Genomic DNA, 18735 nt, shown 5'->3' on the forward strand with positions numbered 1-18735 from the left:
TCACTCAAATTGCGGGCTACGCTCAACCCGCAATTTGCGACAATCCTTTTGCAGCACCGGCATCTCCAGCCGAGCGCGCCCGTAAAACGCCAGCGCCGTCAGCAAACACGCCAGCCACACGAAGATCCCGGCCCAGAAGGTGTGGGACATGTAGTGCCAGCCCTGCACCACCCGCGTCGTGCCATAGATGAACCCCAGGGCCAGCGAGCCATACATGAGCGCCTTGGCATAGCGCCAGCGGTAACGGCGGGCAACAAAGTACAGCGCGAGCATGGTGAAACCACCGGAGGCATGCCCACCCGGCCAGCAGCGACCGTCACCGGCGACTTTCAGTAAATCGAAATTCTCGTACCACTCCTTGTGCTCGATCTTCCCACCGTACTGGGTGGTCTCGATCGGGCAATACACACTGGTATGGCCCTTGAGGTAGTGAATTACCCCGGTGCTGATGGAGAACGCAAACACCACGTAGAGGAAATCCCGACGATGTCGGGTGGCAAAGCGCAGTACCGGGGCGACTTTGATCTTTTCCAGGAAGGCGATGATTTTCGCGTGTTTTTCCGCCTTCAGGCGTGGCCAGAGAAACGACAGCAAGGCACCGATGATAGCGATCTCGCCGGTCCAGTTCGGAATGATCCGCGCCCATTTATGGGTGATTTTTTCGAACAGGTGCACATGGTCCAGCGGGAACGTCTGCGTCACCGGGTCAAAGAAAAGATTGTTGAAGGCGATGTCGATCCGGGTCAGATCGAACATCAGGAACACCACGACCGCGCAGGCCAGTGGGATACCGAAGTTCAGCCAGTAAAAACGCGAGCGGGAAGCCATCTGCATCGTGTGTCCTGATTCAGGGAGTAGATTCATTCGGTAGTCACCGATTGCCAGTCCGAGGCTTCGATGAAACCGAGCATGCGTGGCGCTTGCAGCGCTTGGGCGTTAACAAAGAGCGAGGCACCGTAGCCGAGGGTCGAAGCCGGCAGCTTGAGATCCTTTTGCAGTTGCGCCATGCATTCGCTGTGGGTCACCAGGATCAGGTTGCGCCCGGCGACTTTGTGCGCCAGGGCATCGCGCAACATCGTGCCCTTGCAGTTGATCAGCCAGTCGTCGCCAGCGTCGACCCTGTTGAACATGTACCCGCTGGTCTGCGCGGTACGCACCATCGGGCTGTTGTAGATATCGGCCTTCCCCAGCCCAAGCTGCTCGAACTGCGCACCGACGGCCACCGCAACGCTGCGCGAGCGATCGGTAATGCCATCGTCGCCGCTCAGGCAGGGGGCGCGGGAGTGATCGCATCGCTCGACATGGCGCACCAGCACGATCATGTCGCCCTTGGCCCAGCCCGCCAACAGCGCCCGAGCGCCCTCCACGTTGCCATGGGCCAGGTCCGGCACGGCGGCAGGCCGTAGCAGCAATACCGTCAAGGGCAGCGCCAGCAGCGCCGAGGCCAGCACCACGAGCGCATTGCGATGACGGGCAAAACGGCTCAGGTCGATCGAGCGGTTTATTCCGAACAGACTCAGTCTCAGTTCCACATCAAGCCGCCTCGCAGCCCGTCATTAGGTGCCGTGAGGGTAAGGAGGTGGGCGTTGGCTACCAGTGAAACCAATGTGAAAAAAAGCTTAAGCCCGTGGCAAAAGCTTGTTACAGCATCCGTCCGACAAAATCCTTTCAGCTCTCGCGATTGCGGCCGATACAGACCTGCTACCCACCTTGCTGGCGCCTAAGAACAACAATCTTCCAGCCAACCGACGATCAAGAAACACCACGTTCCTGGAGGAATTTTGATGAATAGCTGGTTCGGCAACATCAGCGTGAACCTGAAACTGGGCTTGGGCTTCGGCCTGGTCCTGGCCCTGACCTGCATCCTCGCCCTGACCGGCTGGACCAGCCTGGGCAGCCTGATTGACCGCAGCAACTGGATGAGTGACATCACCCAGCTCAACGCCGGCCTGACCAAGCTGCGCGTGGTGCGCCTGCAGTACATGCTGACCAACGGTGACGAAGCCACCGCGCAGAACGTGCAGACCACCCTGCAGGCTTTTTCCGACCAGCAGCAAGCGCTGCTGGCGAAGTTCAAGAGCCCGGAAAACCTCAAGCTGCTCAAAGAGCAAGGCACTGTCATAGACGCCTACAAGACGTCCCTGGCGAAGATGCGTGGTGCCTACCGCACGGGCAACAGCGCGCGTGACGCCATGGGGGCCAACGCCGAAACGGCCAACACGCTGATCGACGATCTGAACAGCCGCGTGCAACAACTGCCGCCGAGCGATCAGCGTTTCGAACAGTTCCAGGCCATCACCGCGGCCAAGCAAGCGTTCTTGCTGGCCCGCTACGAAGTGCGTGGCTACACCGCGACCACCAATGCCGAGACCGAGCAAAAAGCCGTGGCCCAACTGGACGCCGCGATTGCCAGCCTGAAACAGCTCAATGTGCATCTCACCGACGTCCAGCCCGAGGCCCTGCGCCAACTGGAAACCGCGCTGGGCAACTACCGCAGTGCCTTGCAGGCTTACAAAGCTGCGAACAGCGAGGCCGTGCAGGCGCGCAAGGAAATGACTGACCAAGGTGCGGCCATCGTCAGCCTGAGCGAGCAGCTGTATCAGATCCAGCTCGACCGTCGTGACGCAGAAAGCGCCCAGGCGCGTACCCTGCAACTGATCAGCACCCTGCTGGCCTTGTTGGTGGGCATTATTGCCGCCGTCGTCATCACCCGGCAGATCACCGGTCCGCTGCGCGAAACCCTGGCCGTGGTCGATCGCATCGCCAGCGGCGACCTGTCCCAGGACGTCCGGGTGACGCGCCGCGACGAGCTGGGTGTCTTGCAACAAGGCATTGCCCGCATGGGCGTGACCCTGCGCGACCTGATCAGTGGTATCCGCGACGGCGTTACCCAGATCGCCAGCGCGGCCGAAGAGCTGTCGGCCGTGACCGAGCAGACCAGCGCCGGGGTCAACAGCCAGAAAGTCGAGACCGACCAGGTCGCCACCGCCATGCACGAGATGACCGCCACTGTGCAGGAAGTCGCGCGCAATGCCGAGCAAGCCTCCCAGGCCGCCGCCGCGGCGGATGGTGAAGCACGCGAAGGGGACAAAGTGGTCGGCGAGGCCATCACCCAGATCGAACGCCTGGCCAGCGAGGTGGCACGTTCCACTGAAGCCATGGGCCTGTTGCAACAGGAAAGCGACAAGATCGGCAGCGTCATGGACGTGATCAAGGCCGTGGCCGAACAGACCAATCTGCTGGCGCTCAACGCGGCCATCGAAGCGGCACGCGCCGGTGAAGCCGGACGCGGTTTTGCCGTGGTGGCCGACGAAGTGCGGGGCCTGGCCCAACGCACGCAGAAATCCACCGAGGAAATCGAAGGCCTGGTGGCCGCCCTGCAGAACGGCACCCAACAAGTGGCGACCGTGATGAACAACAGCCGCACCCTGACCGACAGCAGCGTGGCCCTGACCCGCAAGGCCGGCGCCTCACTGGAGAACATCACCCGCACGGTGTCCAACATCCAGTCGATGAACCAGCAGATTGCGGCAGCCGCCGAGCAGCAAAGCGCGGTAGCCGAAGAGATCAGCCGCAGCATCGTCAACGTGCGCGACGTCTCGGAACAGACCGCCGCGGCCAGCGATGAGACGGCGGCGTCCAGTGTCGAGCTGGCGCGGCTGGGGAATCAGTTGCAGATGATGGTCAGTCACTTCCGCGTCTGACGCTCACTGCGCGGTGCATGAAAGATCCATTCGCGAGCAGGCTCGCTCCCACAGGTTCGATGTGCATCCTGTGGGAGCGAGCCTGCTCGCGAAGGGGATATGGCAAACAACCTAGGTGCCTGCATTGGCGAGCAGGTAGATTCAAGTGCCTCCCATATCCATCAAAACGATCGAGTAATACTGGCACGAAGCGGTTAACGATCCTGCGCGCTTGGCTGCGATCTTTTAGCCGTGCTGGAACCCTTCGCGCAAATCTCCTTCCCGCGCCAGGAACCGCCCTTCCCTGCGCCCGTTCGCCTGACCGTCCTGGTAACTCAATACCCCGTTGACCCACACGCCATCGATGCCTTCGGCCGCTCGCTGCGGATCATTGAAGTCCGCGACATCGCGAATGGTCGCCGGGTCGAACAGCACCAGGTCGGCCCAGTGGCCTTCACGGATCTCGCCCCTTTGGTTCAAGCCGAATCGCGCCGCCGACAGGCCGGTCATCTTGTGCACGGCGGTGTGCAGTGGGAACAGTCCTACATCACGGCTGAAATGTCCGAGCACCCGCGGGAAGGCGCCCCACAGGCGTGGATGGGGAAACGGATCTTCTGGCAGGCCGTCGGAGCCGACCATCGACAGCGGGTGCGCGAGAATCCGTCGCACATCTGTTTCGTCCATCCCGTAATACACCGCTCCGGCCGGTTGCAACTGACGGGCGGCATCGAGCAACGACAGGTTCCACTCGGCAGCGATGTCCATCAGGTCGCGCCCGCCCATCTGCGGGTGTGGCGTCGACCAGGTGATGGTAATGCGGTGGGCATCGGTGACTTGCTTGAGGTCCAGCGTCGAGGAGCTGGCGGCATAGGGATAACAATCGCAGCCCACCGGGTGGGTTTTCGCCGCCTGTTCAAGGGACGCCAGCAGTTGCGGGCTGCGCCCCCAGTTACCGGCCCCGGCACATTTGAGGTGGGAAATGATCACCGGGGATTTCGCATGGCGGCCGATCTGGAACGCCTCGTCCATGGCCTCCAGCACCGGCTCGAATTCGCTGCGCAAATGGGTGGTGTAGACCGCTCCGAACGCGGTCAGCTCTTCGGTCAGTTGCATCACTTCATCGGTGGAGGCCGAGAACGCGCTGGCGTACGCAAGACCAGTGGACAAGCCCAGGGCGCCGGCTTCGAGACTGTCACGCAGTTGCGCGCGCATCGCGGCAATTTCGCCCGGCGTGGCGGTGCGGAACAGGTCGTCGAGGTGGTTGCTGCGCAACGCGGTGTGGCCCACCAATGCGGCGACGTTCAGCGTGGTGTTCGCCGCCTCGACCGCCGCACGGTAATCGCTGAACTTCGGGTAAACAAACGCCGCCGCGCTGCCGAGCAGGTTCATCGGGTCCGGCGGATCGCCGCGCAGGCTCACCGGCGACGCACTGATCCCGCAATTGCCGACGATCACCGTGGTCACACCCTGGCTGAGCTTGGGCAGCATCTGCGGCTGACGGATCACCACCGTGTCGTCGTGGGTGTGCACATCGATGAAGCCGGGCGCCAGGACGCGGCCGGCGGCATCGATTTCTTCGCGAGCCTGGGCATCCTGCAAGTTGCCGATGCGCTCGATGCGGCCATTGCGGATTGCCACGTCGGCCGGGTAGCCAGGGCTGTTGCTGCCGTCGATGACCAGGGCATTGCGAATCAGCGTGTCGTACATCATGTCAGTCTCCCAGCGGCAGGTGATCGTCGCCGCCGCGGTAATCGTCCAGGGCGAGTTTGATCCGCCGCAGGCGCTCTTGATTGTCTTGAGGATTGGCCAGTGCCAGCTCGGTGGCAAGCACATCGATGGCGAGCAACATGCCGTAGCGCGCCGCGGTCGGCTTGTAGATGAACGAGGTCTCGGCGCTTTGCAGCGGCAACACGATGTCGGCCAATTGCGCCAGCGGCGAATCGGCTCGGGTAATGGCCAGGATGGGCGCCCCGTAGTTGCGGGCCAGTTCCACGGTTTCCAGCAGCTCGGGGGTGATGCCCGTCAGTGAACAAACGATCACTACCTGATCGACGCTGAGACTGGCCGCCGTGATCCGCATCATCACCGCGTCATGACAGACCGCGATCGGGTAGCCCAGGCGCACCAGGCGCACTTGCAACTCATCGCTGCACAAGGTCGAGCAGCCGCCCATGCCGAAAGCGTGGATCATCCGCGCCTTGCCCAGCAGTTTCACCGCATCGGCGAATCGCGATTCGTCGAAGGCCGACAGGTGCTGGCGCAGGGTCGACTCGATGTCGCCGACAATCTGCCCGTAGAATGCCGACTGCTCCGGCGTGCCTGCCGGGTCGAGAAAACGGCTGCCGACGCCGCTGGCCTGGGCCAGTTGCAAACGCAGGTCGCGCAAATCCTTGCAGCCGACCGTACGGGCGAAACGCGAGAGCGTGGCGGTGCTGACTTCTGCGCGCAGCGCCAGCTCATCGAGGCTGGCGGAAGCGGCGAACCCCACATCGTCGAGCATCAGGCGCGCGATGCGCCCTTCGCCGGCGCTGAAGGAATCCTGGCGGGCGCGGATCTGGTAGAGGATGTCCATGGCAGGCGGCTCCGGCTAAATCAGGTAGGAAAGGCCCACGGTCAGGCCGAAGGCGACGAGCGAGATCAGGGTCTCCAGCACCGTCCAGGTCTTGAAGGTCTGGGTGACCGTCATATTGAAGTATTCCTTGATCAGCCAGAAGCCGCCGTCGTTGACGTGGGAAAAAATCACCGAGCCTGCCCCCGTCGCCAGCACCAGCAACTCCGGATGCGGATAACCCATGGCGACGGCGACGGGCGCGACCACGCCCGAGGCGGTGGTCATGGCCACGGTGGCGGAACCGGTGGCGATGCGCATCAATGCGGCGAACAACCAGCCCATCAGCAACGGCGACAGGTGAAATTCGTGGGCCAGGCCGACGATCTGGTCGGTGACACCGGCGTCCACGAGGATCCGGTTGAGGCCGCCGCCGGCGCCCACCAGCAAAGTGATGCTGGCGGTGGGCGCCAGGCATTCGTTGGTGAACTTGAGGATCGACTCGCGATTGAAACCCTGGGCCAGGCCGAGGGTCCAGAAGCTCAGCAAGGTCGCCAGCAGCAGCGCGATGACCGAGTTGCCGATGAACAGCAGGAACTGGTTGAGGCCGCTGCCCGGGGTGGAAATCAGGTTGGCCCAGCCGCCGATCAGCATCAGCACAACCGGCAACAGGATGGTCGCCATGGTCAGGCCGAAACTCGGCAGGCTGTCGCGCGGTTCGCGTTCGAGGAACTGCCGCTCCAGCGGGTTTTCCGCCGGCAGCTGGATACGCGGCACGATGAATTTGGCGTACAGGGGACCGGCGATGATCGCGGTCGGAATGCCGATCGCAATCGCATAGAGCAAGGTCTGCCCCACCGACGCCTGGTACACCTGCACCGCCAGCATCGCCGCCGGGTGCGGCGGTACCAGCGCATGCACCACCGAAAGACCGGCCACCATCGGCAGGCCGACCATCAGGATCGACACGCCGACCCGCCGCGCCACGGTGAACGCAATCGGCACCAGCAACACGAAACCGACCTCGAAGAACAACGGCAGCCCCACCAGGAAGGCGATGCAGACCATCGCCCAATGCGCGTTCCTTTCGCCGAAGCGGTCGATCAAGGTGCGGGCTACCTGCTCGGCGCCACCGGACTCGGCCATCATCTTGCCGAGCATGGTGCCCAGCGCCACCACCAGCGCGATATGCCCAAGAGTCTTGCCGACACCCGCCTCATAGGCCCCGACCACGCCGGACGGCGGCATGCCCGCCACCAGCGCCAGGCCGATGGAAATCAGCGTGATGACAATGAACGGATTGAGCCGATAACGGGCGATCAGCACGATCAGCGCGATGATGGCGACAGCGGCATACACCAGCAGCCAATAGCCGAAGGACGGGGTCATGCGGTACTCCTCGAGAGGGTCACGTCGAAAGTTTTGTGAAACTCTTAAAACATTTCGAGGCGCGACTTTCAAACGAGGTGAAAGTAATTTTCGTGCAGAGGTAAGGGATGTCGCTCAGAGATATGGCGTGTCGCGAATAATGAAAATCAGGCAGCTAGATTTTCATTACCTCACCGAGCACTGATCGTTCCCACGCTCTGCGTGGGAATGCCTCCACGGACGCTCCGCGTTCGGCTTTGGAAGGGACGCGGAGCGTCCCGGGCTGCATTCCCACGCAGAGCGTGGGAACGATCATCAGGCAGGCGATGCGCCGGTGATCTCAGTCGTGTTGCACCCGGGCGCGCTTGAGCAGTTTCTTGCAGCGCTCGGACAGGCCCAGCACCCGCAGGTGTTTGCCGGCCTTGCTGTAACGCTCGCGCAGGGTGTCCAGCGCGGCAATGGCCGAGTAGTCGACGAAGCTCAGGTGATGACAATCGAGGGTCACCTGAGCCGGGTCGTTGGCCGGGTCGAATTGGTTGAGGAAAGGGGTCGTCGAGGCGAAGAACAGCGTGCCGTGCACGCGGTAAAGCTTGCTGCCGTCGCTTTCCAGATGACTGTCGGCGTACAGCTGCCGAGCTTGCTGCCAGGCGAAATTGAGCGCCGCAATGATGATGCCGCACAGCACCGCCATGGCCAGGTCGGTGAACACCGTGATCACCGTCACCGCGATAATCACCAGTACATCATTCAACGGCACCTTGTTCAGCACCCGCAGCGAAGCCCAGGCGAAAGTCTGCTGCGAGACCACGAACATCACCCCCACCAACGCCGCCAACGGAATACGTTCGATCAGCGGCGACAGGAACAGGATGAACAGCAGGATCGACACCCCGGCCACCACACCGGACAGCCGCCCGCGCCCCCCGGAGCTCAAGTTGATGACGGTCTGGCCGATCATCGCGCAACCGCCCATGCCACCAAACATACCGGACACCACATTGGCCGCGCCCAGCGCCACGCACTCGCGATCGGGGTAACCGCGGCTCTCGGTGAATTCGTCGGTGAGGTTGAGGGTCAACAGGGTTTCCAGCAGGCCGACCATCGCCATCAAGAACGCGTAGGGCGCAATGATGCTTAGGGTTTCCAGGTTCCAGGGAATGTCTGGCAAGGCAAATGTCGGCAAGCCGCCGGCGATGTGTGCCATGTCGCCCAAGGTCCGGGTTGGCAGGCCGAGGAAGTGCACAGCCAACCCCACTCCCAAGATCGCCACCAACGCCGGCGGTATCGCGCGGGTCAGACGCGGCAGCACATAGACAACCGCCATCGTCACCGCCACCAACCCGATCATGTAGTACAACGGCGTACCGCTCAGCCAGGTCTCACCACTCTTGAAGTGCTCAAGCTGCGCCAGGGCAATGACGATTGCCAGGCCGTTGACGAACCCCAGCATCACCGGGTGCGGCACCATCCGCACCAGCTTGCCCAGGCGCAGCAGGCCGAACGCCGCCATGATCAACCCGCCCAGCAGCACCGTCGCCAGCAGGTACTGCACACCGTGCTGCACCACCAGCGCGACGATCACCACCGCCATCGACCCGGCAGCACCTGACACCATGCCCGGCCGGCCACCGAACAGTGCGGTCAAGGTGCAAATGATGAACGCACCATACAGCCCCATCAGCGGATTGAGATGAGCCACCAGCGCGAAGGCAATGCATTCGGGTAACAGGGCGAAAGACGTCGTGAGCCCGGCCAGGGCATCGGCGCGTAGATGTTTTGGTTTCATGGGGGACCGCATGCAGGGAGTAGCAAGAATGAGTGTGCGGATGTTACGGAATCGAGGGCATTGCGGCCAGTTTAAGCGACTTCAGAAATGCCTTCGCGAGCAAGCCCGCTCCCACAGTTAACCGCATTGTCCAGACGGACGCGGTCTAATGTGGGAGCGGGCTTGCTCGCGAAAGCAGCAACTCGGTCTAAAGCGAACTCACACCATCTCGTGACGAATCCACTCCAATACCGACGTACGCTTCGGCACCCAGCCCAATATCTCCCGCGCACGCGTGCCGCGCACCCGGCTGTTGGAGCCCAGGCCATAGTTGGCCATTTCATAGCCCCACTCGGCTTCGGCATCCTTCAAAGGCCAGTCTTGCGGCTTGCCCAGGTTCAACGCCTCGGCCATCGCCGTGGTCATGTCGATGAACGACGCTTCGCCGCTTTCGACGAAGTAGAACGTGCCTGGGACGTTTTTGCTCAGCGCCAGCAGGTACAGGGCCACCACGTCTTCGATGTGCACGTTGGACCAGATGTTCTGCCCGGTGCCGACATGCCGGACCACACCGCTTTTGCGTGCCTGCTTCAGCAAGCGCGGCAGCTGCACGCTGTCGCGATTGACGCCCAGGCTGTGGCCATAGATCAGCGTGTTGCAGATGACGGCCGAGTTCACGCCATCCTTGGCCGCGGCGAGAATGAGAGTGTCGATGGCCACGCGTGCAGCCTTGTCCACGGTGGGTTCCGGCAGATTGTCTTCACGGTAGATAACGTCGCTGGACTTGCCGCCCGAGGCATCGCCGACGATGCTCGAACCGCTGGTGTGCAGGAACACCTTGTTGGTGCCGCGCAGGGCATCGAGCAAGGCTTCGACAGCGCCACGATGGTCGCTGCTGGCGGCGTTGATCACGGCGTCGGCCGCTTTGGCCTGTTCGGCTAACAGTGCGCTGTCATCCAGCGTGCCGATTACGGGTGTGATGCCCAGTGCTTTCAGTTCATTCGCCTGTTCGGCATTGCGCACCAGGCCGGTAACCTTGTGACCGGCCTTGATCAGGCCAGTGGCGATGGAGCCGCCGATAAAACCGGCAGCACCGGTAACGAATACGTTCATGGAGAAACTCCCTGCGTTGATAAGTGATGCAACGAGTATCAAGGAGCGATCACTGGCGAAAAATCCCCGCTGACCCAATTCACTCTTGCGCAGGAATCACGAATCAGCCGCTAAAATCCGTGGAAGCGTACACCGCCAGTTTGCTCTGGATGAAGTCGAGGAAACACTGAATGCGCAAGGCCAGCTGCGAGTTGCGGTAATACACCGCGTTGATCGGCTGGCGATAGCCGCTGTTGAATTCGGCCAGCAAAACCTTCAACCGTCCGGCACGAATGTCGTCGATGGTCATGTAGTGCGACAGGCTGGCGATGCCTTGGCCTTCCAGCGCCAGGTGGCGGATGGTTTCGCCGCTGGAGGCGCTGAGCGACGCCTGGATCGGCCAGCGATCGCCGTGCACGTAGCGCAGCGGCCATTGGTTGAGGCCTTCGTTCTGGGTGAATCCCAGCAGGGTATGTTTGGCCAGGTCGGCCACGGCGGTCGGTGTGCCGTGTTGTTCCAGATACGCCGGGCTGGCGACGATGTGCAGCGGGCTGCACCCCAGCGAGCGGGCGTGCAGGGTCGAGTCGGCCAGGGTGCCGATGCGGATGGCGATGTCGGTGCTTTGCTCGAGCAGGTCGATGATCAGGTCGTTGCTGTTGAGTTCGAGCTGGATGTCGGGATAGAGCCTGCGGAACTCATCGATGTAGGGCACGATGGCGTGCAGCATGAACGGTGACGCGGCGTTGATGCGCAAACGCCCGGACGGCGTTTGCTGGCGTGAGGACAGGCGCTCCTCGAGTTGATCCATCTGATCGAGGATCAGCTTGGCGTGTTCGAAGAAATACTTGCCTTCCTCGGTCAGGTCCATGCGGCGCGTGGTGCGGTTGATCAGCGTGGTATCGAGCTTGGCCTCCAGCCGCGACAGCGTACGGCTGACCGCCGACGGCGTCTGCCCGACCTGCTCGGCCGCCGCGGAAATCGACCCACACTCGATCACGCAGACGAAAATCTGCAACTCATCGGATCTGGCTTTCACGGTTGCCCCTCATGCAAAAACAGGCTTGATAGTAGCCGGAAGCGGGGCAAAAGGAACCTCAAGCCTTCAGGCCAAACACCTCGGCCAAATGCTGCTCATAACGCGCCACATCGGCCTCGATGTCCGGGCGTTTCATCACGTCCACACAGAGGAAAGTCGGCAAGGCGGTCATGCCGAGGAATTCGTTGGCCTTGTGGAACGGGAAGTACACCGCGTCCACGCCCTTGGCTTCGAAGAAGTCAGTCGGGTCGTCGAAGGCTTGCTGCGGCGCGTTCCAGGTCAGCGACAGCATGTACTGCTTGCCGTGAACCAGACCGCCACTGCCGTATTTCTGCGAGGCGTCGGAACGGGTGCGGCCGTCACTGGCGTAGAGACTGCCATGACCTTCGGTGAAGACCTCGTCGATGTACTTCTTCACGGTCCAGGGCGCGCCCATCCACCAGCCGGGCATCTGGTAAATGATCACATCGGCCCAGAGGAATTTGGCAACTTCTTCAGCGACGTCGTAACCCTCGTCGATGAAGGTGGTTCTGACATCCACTCCGCCGCGATCCAGCACGCTCAGCGCGGCTTCATGCAAGGTGGTGTTGTAGCGGCCATCGGAGTGAGCGAATTTTTTGCCGCCGTTGAGCAACAGGACTTTTTTCATGGAAGGTCTCGGCAAGGGTCAGGAAATGAATGGCGGCAGATTAACGATCCGCCTCGCGCGGAGTAAGCGCACTTTTCGCAAAATTCATTTGACCTACACGCACGAATCGGTAAGTGATTGTTGCCTTAGACTGTGGCCAATTCTGACCTGAGGAGCGTTTTCTGATGAGTGAAATGCAAGGCTTCATCCTGCACGCCAAGACCCGCCCGGAAAAATCCGACGCCTTCGAAGCGTTTTTCAGCGGCTATGTAGAAGCAAGTCGCGCCGAACCCGGCTGCATCGAATACCACATGCTGCGCGACAAGCAGGACCCGACCCTGTTTATCTTCTATGAGATCTGGCAGTCCCAGGAGCATCTTGACGTGCACTCGAACCTGCCGCACATGAAGCAGTTCCTCGAGCAGCGCGATGAATACCTGGAGCGGGATTTCGAGATTCGTGCCATCGAAATGATCAGCCCGTCGCCCGCTAGCCGTTGATCAACAGATGGCCGCCGAGCAAACCCAGGCCAATGAAGAACACGCGCTTGAACAACAGGGCGCTGATCCGCTGGCGCAACCACTGCCCCAGCCACATGCCGAGCACCGCCGGGATCAGCGCCAACAGCGACGCACTCAATTCGCCGCCACCGAGGGCGCCGCGCCAGAGCAGTCCCGCGGCCAGGGCCAGGGTCGAGACGGTGAATGACAGGCCCAACGCCTGCACCAGCTCATCCTTGCTCAAGCCCAGCGCCTGCAGGTACGGCACCGCCGGAATCACGAACACCCCCGTGGCCGAGGTAATCACCCCCGTCAGCACGCCGCACAGCGGACCTAACCAGCGCTCATTGCCAGCACCTACACGCAAGGTCGGCAGGAACAAACCGCTCAGCGCGTAGATCAACAACGCTGCGCCCAATCCGCGCACTACCCAGTGCCCACCGACCATGCCGATCCACAGCGTACCCGCACCAGTGCCGATGAAAATCGCCAGCAGCATGGGCCACAGCCGCTTGATCAACCCCTGCAAATGCCCGCCAAAGGCCAGTTGCCAGACGTTGGTCAGGGTCGCGGGAATGATCAACAACGCGGCAGCCTGTGACGGTGCAATAGCCAGGCCGAGCAGGCCCATGGCGATGGTTGGCAGGCCGAGGCCGATCACACCCTTGATCACGCCGGCCAGCAGGAAGGTGGCGATGACCAGCAGCGACAGGGCCAGGCCGAGGTTCTGATAGAACGAGACGAAGGTATTCATGGGGCTATGGTGAGCCCGGATTGGACGGTTGAAAATCTGCCATATACTGAGGGAGCCTCTTGTTTATACAGAGGCTGGCATATTTGTTGTGGCTAATGACGCCTTCGCGGGCAAGCCCGCTCCTACAATGGTTATGTGAACGACACAGATCCACTGTAGGAGCGGGCTTGCCCGCGAAGGGGCCCTCCCAGACGACACTTGTAAATGGGCTGACGATGCACTTCGACATGACCGACCTGCGCCTCTACCTGAACATCCTCGACAACGGCAACATCACCGCCGGCGCCGCGCGCAGCCATCTGTCCCTGGCAGCCGCGAGCGCACGAATCCGCGCGATGGAAACGTCACTGGGCACAGATTTCCTGCAACGCGGCCGTCGCGGCGTCACACCGACGCCTGCCGGCAAGGCCCTCGCCCAACACGCCCGCGTCCTGCTGCAACAGGCCGAACGCATGCAGCAGGACCTGGCCGACTATGCCAAAGGCGTCAAAGGCCAGGTGCGGTTGTTGTGCAACACCACGGCGATCACCGAATACCTGCCGGAGTTGCTCGCCGACTTCCTGCGCGAGCACCCCAACCTCGACATCGACCTGCAGGAACTGCCCAGCACGCGCATCACCCACGCCTTGCGCCAGGGCGCAGCCGACCTGGGTATCGTCTCCGACGCGGTGGACACCCACTCCCTTGAAACCCTGCCCTTTCGTGACGATCCGCTGGTGTTGATCATGCCGCCCGGGCATCCCCTGGCCGAGGGCGAACCGCCAGGTTTCAGCGATACGTTGCAGCACGATTACGTGGGACTGGCCGCCAACAGCGCACTCGCGGTGTACCTCGAAGAACAGGCGTTGCACGCGGGTATGCGTATGCAGATCCGCATCCGTGCGGAAGGCTTCGACGGGGTGATTCGCATGGTCGCTCGCGGCGCCGGGCTGGCAATCGTGCCGCTGGCGGCGATCCAGCGACGGGAACTGGATCAGCCGCTCAACAGCTACGCGCTAAAGGAGGATTGGGCACAGCGAAAACTACTGCTGTGCGCCCGCTCGTTCGCTGGCCTGCCCGGTTATGCCAGAGCGCTGCTCGAGGCCTTGCGCACTGAGTGAGGCCGGTTTGGGCTTCCTGAAAAACAGGCCGTAGACCACCGTCAGCAGCAACAGGAACGGCACGCCGAACACCAGGGTCATCTTGAAGGCCTCGGTGAAGTAGGTGGTGATCATCACCGCCCCCATCAGCACCAGTCCCAACAGCGTGCTGAAGGGGAACAGGCGCATGCGAAACGACAGTTTTCGCTCGCCGTGGCGCTGGTGATAACGACGGAAACAGTAGTGGGTCAGGAAGATCATGAACCAGGTGAAGATGGCGCCGAACATCGAGATCGCCATCATCAGGGTGAACGAACTTTCCGGGTACAGGATGTTGAGCAACGTCGCCAGGGCAATGCCCGAACTCGACAACAACAGGGCATTGAGCGGAATCCCGGTCTTGCTCAGCTTGCCCATGGACTTGGGTGCGTAACCGCCACGGGACAGGCTGAACATCATGCGCGTGGTGATGTACAACTGGCTGTTCATCGCCGACAGCGCGGCGATCAGGATCACGAAATTCATCACCCCGGTGGCGCCGGGAATGCCGATGGCTTGCATGACCGTGACGAACGGACTCTGGGCATGACCGGCCTGGACCCACGGCACGATCGCCAGCATCAGGGCGAGGGTCAGCAGGTAGAACACCACCAGCCGCACGATGGTCGCGCGAAAGGCTTTCTTCACCGCTTGCTCCGGGTCCTGTGCCTCACCGGCGGCCACCGCGATCATCTCCACGCTCAGATAACTGAAGATCGACACGATGACCGCGACCCACATGCCCTGCAGGCCATTGGGGAAAAAACCGCCGTGGGCGGTGTAGTTGTGCACGCCGTATTCCGGGTTGCCGGAACCGAACACCACGTACACCGCGAGGATGATGAAACCGACAATCGCGCCGATCTTGATGGTCGAGAACCAGTACTCGAAAGTACCGAATGTCTTCACGCTGATCGCGTTGAGCACGATCAGCACACTGGAGAACGAGACGATCCACACCCACTCCGGCACGTTGGCAAACCAGTACTTCATGTACATCGCCACCGCCGTTACCTCCGTGCCGACCGCCAGCACGATCGCCGCCCAATAGGCGTAGCGCACGAGGAATCCGGCCAGCGGGCTGACATAGAATTCGGCATAGGCACCAAACGAACCGGAGGTCGAATGGGCCACGGTCATTTCCGCCAGGCAGCCCATCAACAACAGCGTGATGATCGCGCCGATGGCATAGCTGAGCAGCACGCTCGGCCCGGCATAGCCGATCGCGTAGGCACTGCCCATGAACAGCCCGGTGCCGATCGCACCGCCAATGGCGATCATGCTCATCTGCCCGGAGGTCAGCTGCCGCCGCAGGCCCTGTTCGCGGTTGGATATCGTTTCAAAACCGGTGTTATCGGTCATTTTTTATGTCCTCTGAATATTGTCTTTCTTGAAGAGCACGTCTTGGTTTTTACCCGGTGGGGATCAGCCACGCACAGCAGGACACGGATCAGAAAATACTCAGTGGATACTCGATGATGACGCGCACTTCGTTGTTGTCCGTGGTATCGGCCTGCGCCACTTGTGCGGTCGAGCGCACACTGGCCTGGCGCACCCGCACCGACAGGTCCCTGGCCTTGCCCGACTGCACGACGTAGCGCGCTTCGATGTCGCGCTCCCAGCGCTTGCCGTCGTCGCCGTAGCGTCCATAGGCGCCATTGGGACCACCGTCGTAATGGCTGTCGTCGATATGGTCACCACTGACGTAACGCGACATGAAGCTCAGGCCCGGCACGCCGAAGGCCGCCATGTCCAGGTCATAACGCAGTTGCCATGAGCGTTCGTTGGGGGCGTTGAAGTCGAGCACCTGGACCGAGTTGGCGAGGAAAATCGAAGTGCCCGGTTGCTGGTCGAAACCCAGGTAATCGAACGGCTCATTGCCATCGACCTGTTGATACGCCAGGGTCAATCGATGGGCACCGAACTTGTAGGCGCTGGCCAGCGACCAGGTGGTGTTGTCGATCTTGCCGGCCAGGCTCTGACCATCGTCGTTAGTGCGGTAAATGTTGAAATCCAGGTTCAGCGACTGGCCTTCACCCAGGGCAAAGGTGTAGTTGGTGTTGGCGTAGTACTGCCGCCAGATATCGGTGAACTGCGAACCGTACAGGCTGACGCTCAGTTGATCGCTCAGGGCGTAACTGCCGCCCAGATAATCGACGCTGCGTGTTTCCACGCCAGCGTACAGCGCTTTCAGTGCGCCATCGGCATTGGTCGAATTGCTGTCGTTGCCGGCAGTGAAATGACCGATGTCCAGTTGCAGGGCCTTGAGCTCATTGCTGGTCAGCTGAAAGCCGGTGGCCACGCTGGTGAACAGTCGCGCATTGCCGGTGCCGAACACCGGGTTGAGCGGCGTCAGGTTGCCGTACTTGAGTTCGGTGCGGGATATCCGCGCCTTCACCGCGCCGCCCGCTTCGGAGTACTCATCCTCGGGACGACCCTCTCCATCCACCGGCAGCAAACCTGTGCCCGTACGTCCCTTGCCACTGTCGAGCTTGATGCCCAGTTGCGCGTAGGCATCGACCCCGAACCCCACCGTGCCCTGGGTGTAGCCGGAGCGGTAATCGAGCATGATCCCGTGGGCCCATTCATCCCGGTAATTCTGACCACCCGGGTTGTTGAGGTTGTTGCGGTAGAAGTAGAAGTTACGGTTGGTCAGGGTCAGGCTACTGTCTTCGACGAATCCATTGTCGGTGGCGGCATACGCCATTTGTCCTAGGCAACTGCTGATGGCGAGCGGCAACGCGGGCCAGGTGAACAGTCTCATTCTGCGTGCTCCTTATTATTGTGATTGCACAGAACTGTTAATCGAGGACGACCGAAACCCTGCTGCCGGGAAACCCGGCAACAAGGGTGAACATCGGCGGTATCAGGTGACGCTGTGGCGGACCTGGAATTGCGCTTGCGCCCAGGTTTTCTGATCGAGAATCTCGCCAAGGATCTGCACCGCATCCCAGACCTCGGTGAAGGTCGTGTACAGCGGGGTAAAGCCGAAGCGCATGATCCGCGGCTCGCGGTAATCGCCGATCACGCCCCGGGCGATCAAGGCCTGGATCACCGCATAACCTTCAGGGTGTTCGAAGCTGACATGGCTGCCACGCTTGGCATGTTCACGCGGTGTGACCAGGGTCAACTCATGAGCGGCGCAGCGCTGCTCGACCAGTTCGATGAACAGGTCCGTCAGGGCCAGGGATTTGTGGCGCAGGGAGGCCATGTCGGTCTGGGCAAAAACGTCCAGCCCGCACTCGACCATCGCCAAGGAAGTGATCGGCTGGGTGCCACACAAGTAGCGCGCAATGCCGCTGCTCGGCTCGTAGCGCGACTCCATGGCGAACTGCCGCGAGTGGCCGAACCAACCCGACAGCGGCTGCGCCACCAGGTCGCACAACTGTGGATTGACCCAGACAAACGCCTGCGAACCCGGACCGCCATTGAGGTACTTGTAGGTGCAGCCGATGGCGTAGTCGGCGCCCGCCTGATGCAGGTCCACCGGCACCGCGCCGGCGGAATGCGCCAGGTCCCAGATGGCCAGCGCGCCACACTCGTGAGCCAGTGCGGTCAAGGCTTGCATGTCGTGCATGTAACCCGTCTTGTAATTGACGTGGGTGAGCATCACCACTGCCGTGTCCTGATCGATCGCTTGCGGCAGCTCTTCAGGGCTGTCGACCAGGCGCAGGCTGTAACCCTGCTGCAGCATGTCGGCCAGGCCTTCGGCGATGTACAGGTCCGTGGGGAAGTTACTGCTTTCGGTGACAATCACCCGTCGGGTTGGCGACCTGCTGGCTTGCACACGTAGCGCGGCACTGAGCACCTTGAACAGGTTGATCGACGTCGTGTCGGTCACCACCACTTCACCGTCACGGGCGCCGATCAGCCCGGCCAGGCGATTTCCCAAGCGCTCGGAAAGCTCACGCCAACCGGCAGTGTTCCAGCTACGGATCAGGCCATTGCCCCACTCTTGGACGATCACCTCCTGAGCACGCGCCAATGCCGCGACCGGGCGCGCGCCCAGCGAATTGCCATCGAGATAAATCACACCGTCGGGTAGCGCAAATTGCTGGCGTAGCGGCGCGAGAGTGTCCTGGGCATCAAGCGCCAGGCAATCGTTTCTTGTTGTCATCGGGTGTCCTGTTCTTTGAAGGTCGTAGCGTTTGTTCAGGCGTTTTCGGGCCTTTTCTGTGGAGAGATAATGAACGAAGCATTGGAGAATTTTCGTGCAAAGTGAGCAGCCGTATAGTACTTATCT

The 18735-nt window shown here is 61.6% G+C and carries 16 protein-coding genes and 1 pseudogene; 4 read left to right on the forward strand and 13 right to left on the reverse strand.

Annotated features, from left to right (window positions below; genetic code table 11):
- Together NQL71_RS06775 and pmrG are read right to left on the reverse strand one after the other, a co-directional pair.
- Nucleotides 1–834, reverse strand: a complete 834-nt coding sequence (locus NQL71_RS06775; protein ID WP_046820648.1) for a phosphatase PAP2 family protein — start codon at nucleotides 832–834, stop codon at nucleotides 1–3.
- A gap of 26 nt (nucleotides 835–860) precedes the next feature.
- Nucleotides 861–1532: a lipopolysaccharide core heptose(II)-phosphate phosphatase PmrG gene (gene pmrG, locus NQL71_RS06780; protein ID WP_274642445.1), complete on the reverse strand. Its 672-nt coding sequence runs from the start codon at nucleotides 1530–1532 to the stop codon at nucleotides 861–863.
- 387 nt (nucleotides 1533–1919) lie between these two features.
- On the opposite strand from pmrG, the pseudogene NQL71_RS36730 reads away from it, so the two are divergent.
- A pseudogene (locus tag NQL71_RS36730) lies at nucleotides 1920–2846 on the forward strand (methyl-accepting chemotaxis protein); the annotation flags it as partial.
- Nucleotides 2841–3704, forward strand: coding sequence for a methyl-accepting chemotaxis protein (locus NQL71_RS36735; protein WP_410454556.1), 864 nt, complete (start codon nucleotides 2841–2843; stop codon nucleotides 3702–3704). The pseudogene NQL71_RS36730 and the gene NQL71_RS36735, both read left to right, overlap by 6 nt.
- Before the next feature lie 225 nt (nucleotides 3705–3929).
- Here NQL71_RS36735 and NQL71_RS06790 read toward each other — a convergent pair whose 3' ends face one another.
- From NQL71_RS06790 to mdaB, 7 genes are all read right to left on the reverse strand, one after another.
- Nucleotides 3930–5393 carry an N-acyl-D-amino-acid deacylase family protein gene (locus NQL71_RS06790; protein WP_046820651.1) on the reverse strand — a complete coding sequence of 488 codons (1464 nt, stop codon included), beginning with the start codon at nucleotides 5391–5393 and terminating at the stop codon, nucleotides 3930–3932.
- Nucleotide 5394: 1 nt separating this feature from the next.
- On the reverse strand, nucleotides 5395–6255 hold the full coding sequence (locus tag NQL71_RS06795) for a MurR/RpiR family transcriptional regulator (RefSeq protein WP_046820652.1): 861 nt from the start codon (nucleotides 6253–6255) through the stop codon (nucleotides 5395–5397).
- 15 nt (nucleotides 6256–6270) lie between these two features.
- Nucleotides 6271–7620, reverse strand: coding sequence for a GntP family permease (locus NQL71_RS06800; RefSeq protein ID WP_046820653.1), 1350 nt, complete (start codon nucleotides 7618–7620; stop codon nucleotides 6271–6273).
- Between the two features lie 319 nt (nucleotides 7621–7939).
- On the reverse strand, nucleotides 7940–9385 hold the full coding sequence (locus NQL71_RS06805) for a SulP family inorganic anion transporter (RefSeq protein WP_046820654.1): 1446 nt from the start codon (nucleotides 9383–9385) through the stop codon (nucleotides 7940–7942).
- Nucleotides 9386–9583: 198 nt separating this feature from the next.
- A complete protein-coding gene (locus NQL71_RS06810) occupies nucleotides 9584–10477 on the reverse strand; it encodes an NAD-dependent epimerase/dehydratase family protein (protein ID WP_274642446.1) in 894 nt (297 codons plus the stop codon).
- Between the two features lie 103 nt (nucleotides 10478–10580).
- Complete coding sequence (locus NQL71_RS06815; protein WP_166618458.1) at nucleotides 10581–11492, reverse strand: LysR family transcriptional regulator; 912 nt, start codon at nucleotides 11490–11492, stop codon at nucleotides 10581–10583.
- Between the two features lie 58 nt (nucleotides 11493–11550).
- Nucleotides 11551–12141 carry an NADPH:quinone oxidoreductase MdaB gene (gene mdaB / locus NQL71_RS06820; protein WP_046820657.1) on the reverse strand — a complete coding sequence of 197 codons (591 nt, stop codon included), beginning with the start codon at nucleotides 12139–12141 and terminating at the stop codon, nucleotides 11551–11553.
- Between the two features lie 164 nt (nucleotides 12142–12305).
- Between mdaB and NQL71_RS06825 the strand changes: the two genes are divergently transcribed.
- The gene (locus tag NQL71_RS06825; RefSeq protein ID WP_046820658.1) at nucleotides 12306–12620 is read left to right on the forward strand and encodes a putative quinol monooxygenase; all 315 of its coding nucleotides are present in this window, start codon (nucleotides 12306–12308) and stop codon (nucleotides 12618–12620) included.
- On the opposite strand, the gene NQL71_RS06830 is transcribed toward NQL71_RS06825, so the two are convergent.
- On the reverse strand, nucleotides 12610–13374 hold the full coding sequence (locus tag NQL71_RS06830; protein WP_248687814.1) for a sulfite exporter TauE/SafE family protein: 765 nt from the start codon (nucleotides 13372–13374) through the stop codon (nucleotides 12610–12612). The genes NQL71_RS06825 and NQL71_RS06830 overlap by 11 nt on opposite strands.
- A gap of 215 nt (nucleotides 13375–13589) precedes the next feature.
- Here NQL71_RS06830 and NQL71_RS06835 point away from each other — a divergent pair, with 215 nt between their 5' ends.
- Nucleotides 13590–14474, forward strand: coding sequence for a LysR family transcriptional regulator (locus NQL71_RS06835; RefSeq protein ID WP_166618460.1), 885 nt, complete (start codon nucleotides 13590–13592; stop codon nucleotides 14472–14474).
- Here NQL71_RS06835 and NQL71_RS06840 read toward each other — a convergent pair.
- From NQL71_RS06840 to kynU, 3 genes are all read right to left on the reverse strand, one after another.
- Nucleotides 14397–15854: an amino acid permease gene (locus tag NQL71_RS06840; protein ID WP_046820661.1), complete on the reverse strand. Its 1458-nt coding sequence runs from the start codon at nucleotides 15852–15854 to the stop codon at nucleotides 14397–14399. The two genes, NQL71_RS06835 and NQL71_RS06840, sit on opposite strands and share 78 nt — an antisense overlap.
- Before the next feature lie 88 nt (nucleotides 15855–15942).
- Nucleotides 15943–17256: an OprD family porin gene (locus tag NQL71_RS06845; RefSeq protein ID WP_274642447.1), complete on the reverse strand. Its 1314-nt coding sequence runs from the start codon at nucleotides 17254–17256 to the stop codon at nucleotides 15943–15945.
- Between the two features lie 102 nt (nucleotides 17257–17358).
- A complete protein-coding gene (kynU, locus tag NQL71_RS06850) occupies nucleotides 17359–18609 on the reverse strand; it encodes a kynureninase (RefSeq protein WP_248687815.1) in 1251 nt (416 codons plus the stop codon).
- Between the last annotated feature and the right edge of the window lie 126 nt (nucleotides 18610–18735).

It is taken from the genome of Pseudomonas serbica, from assembly GCF_028823535.1.
Classification (GTDB): domain Bacteria; phylum Pseudomonadota; class Gammaproteobacteria; order Pseudomonadales; family Pseudomonadaceae; genus Aquipseudomonas; species Aquipseudomonas serbica.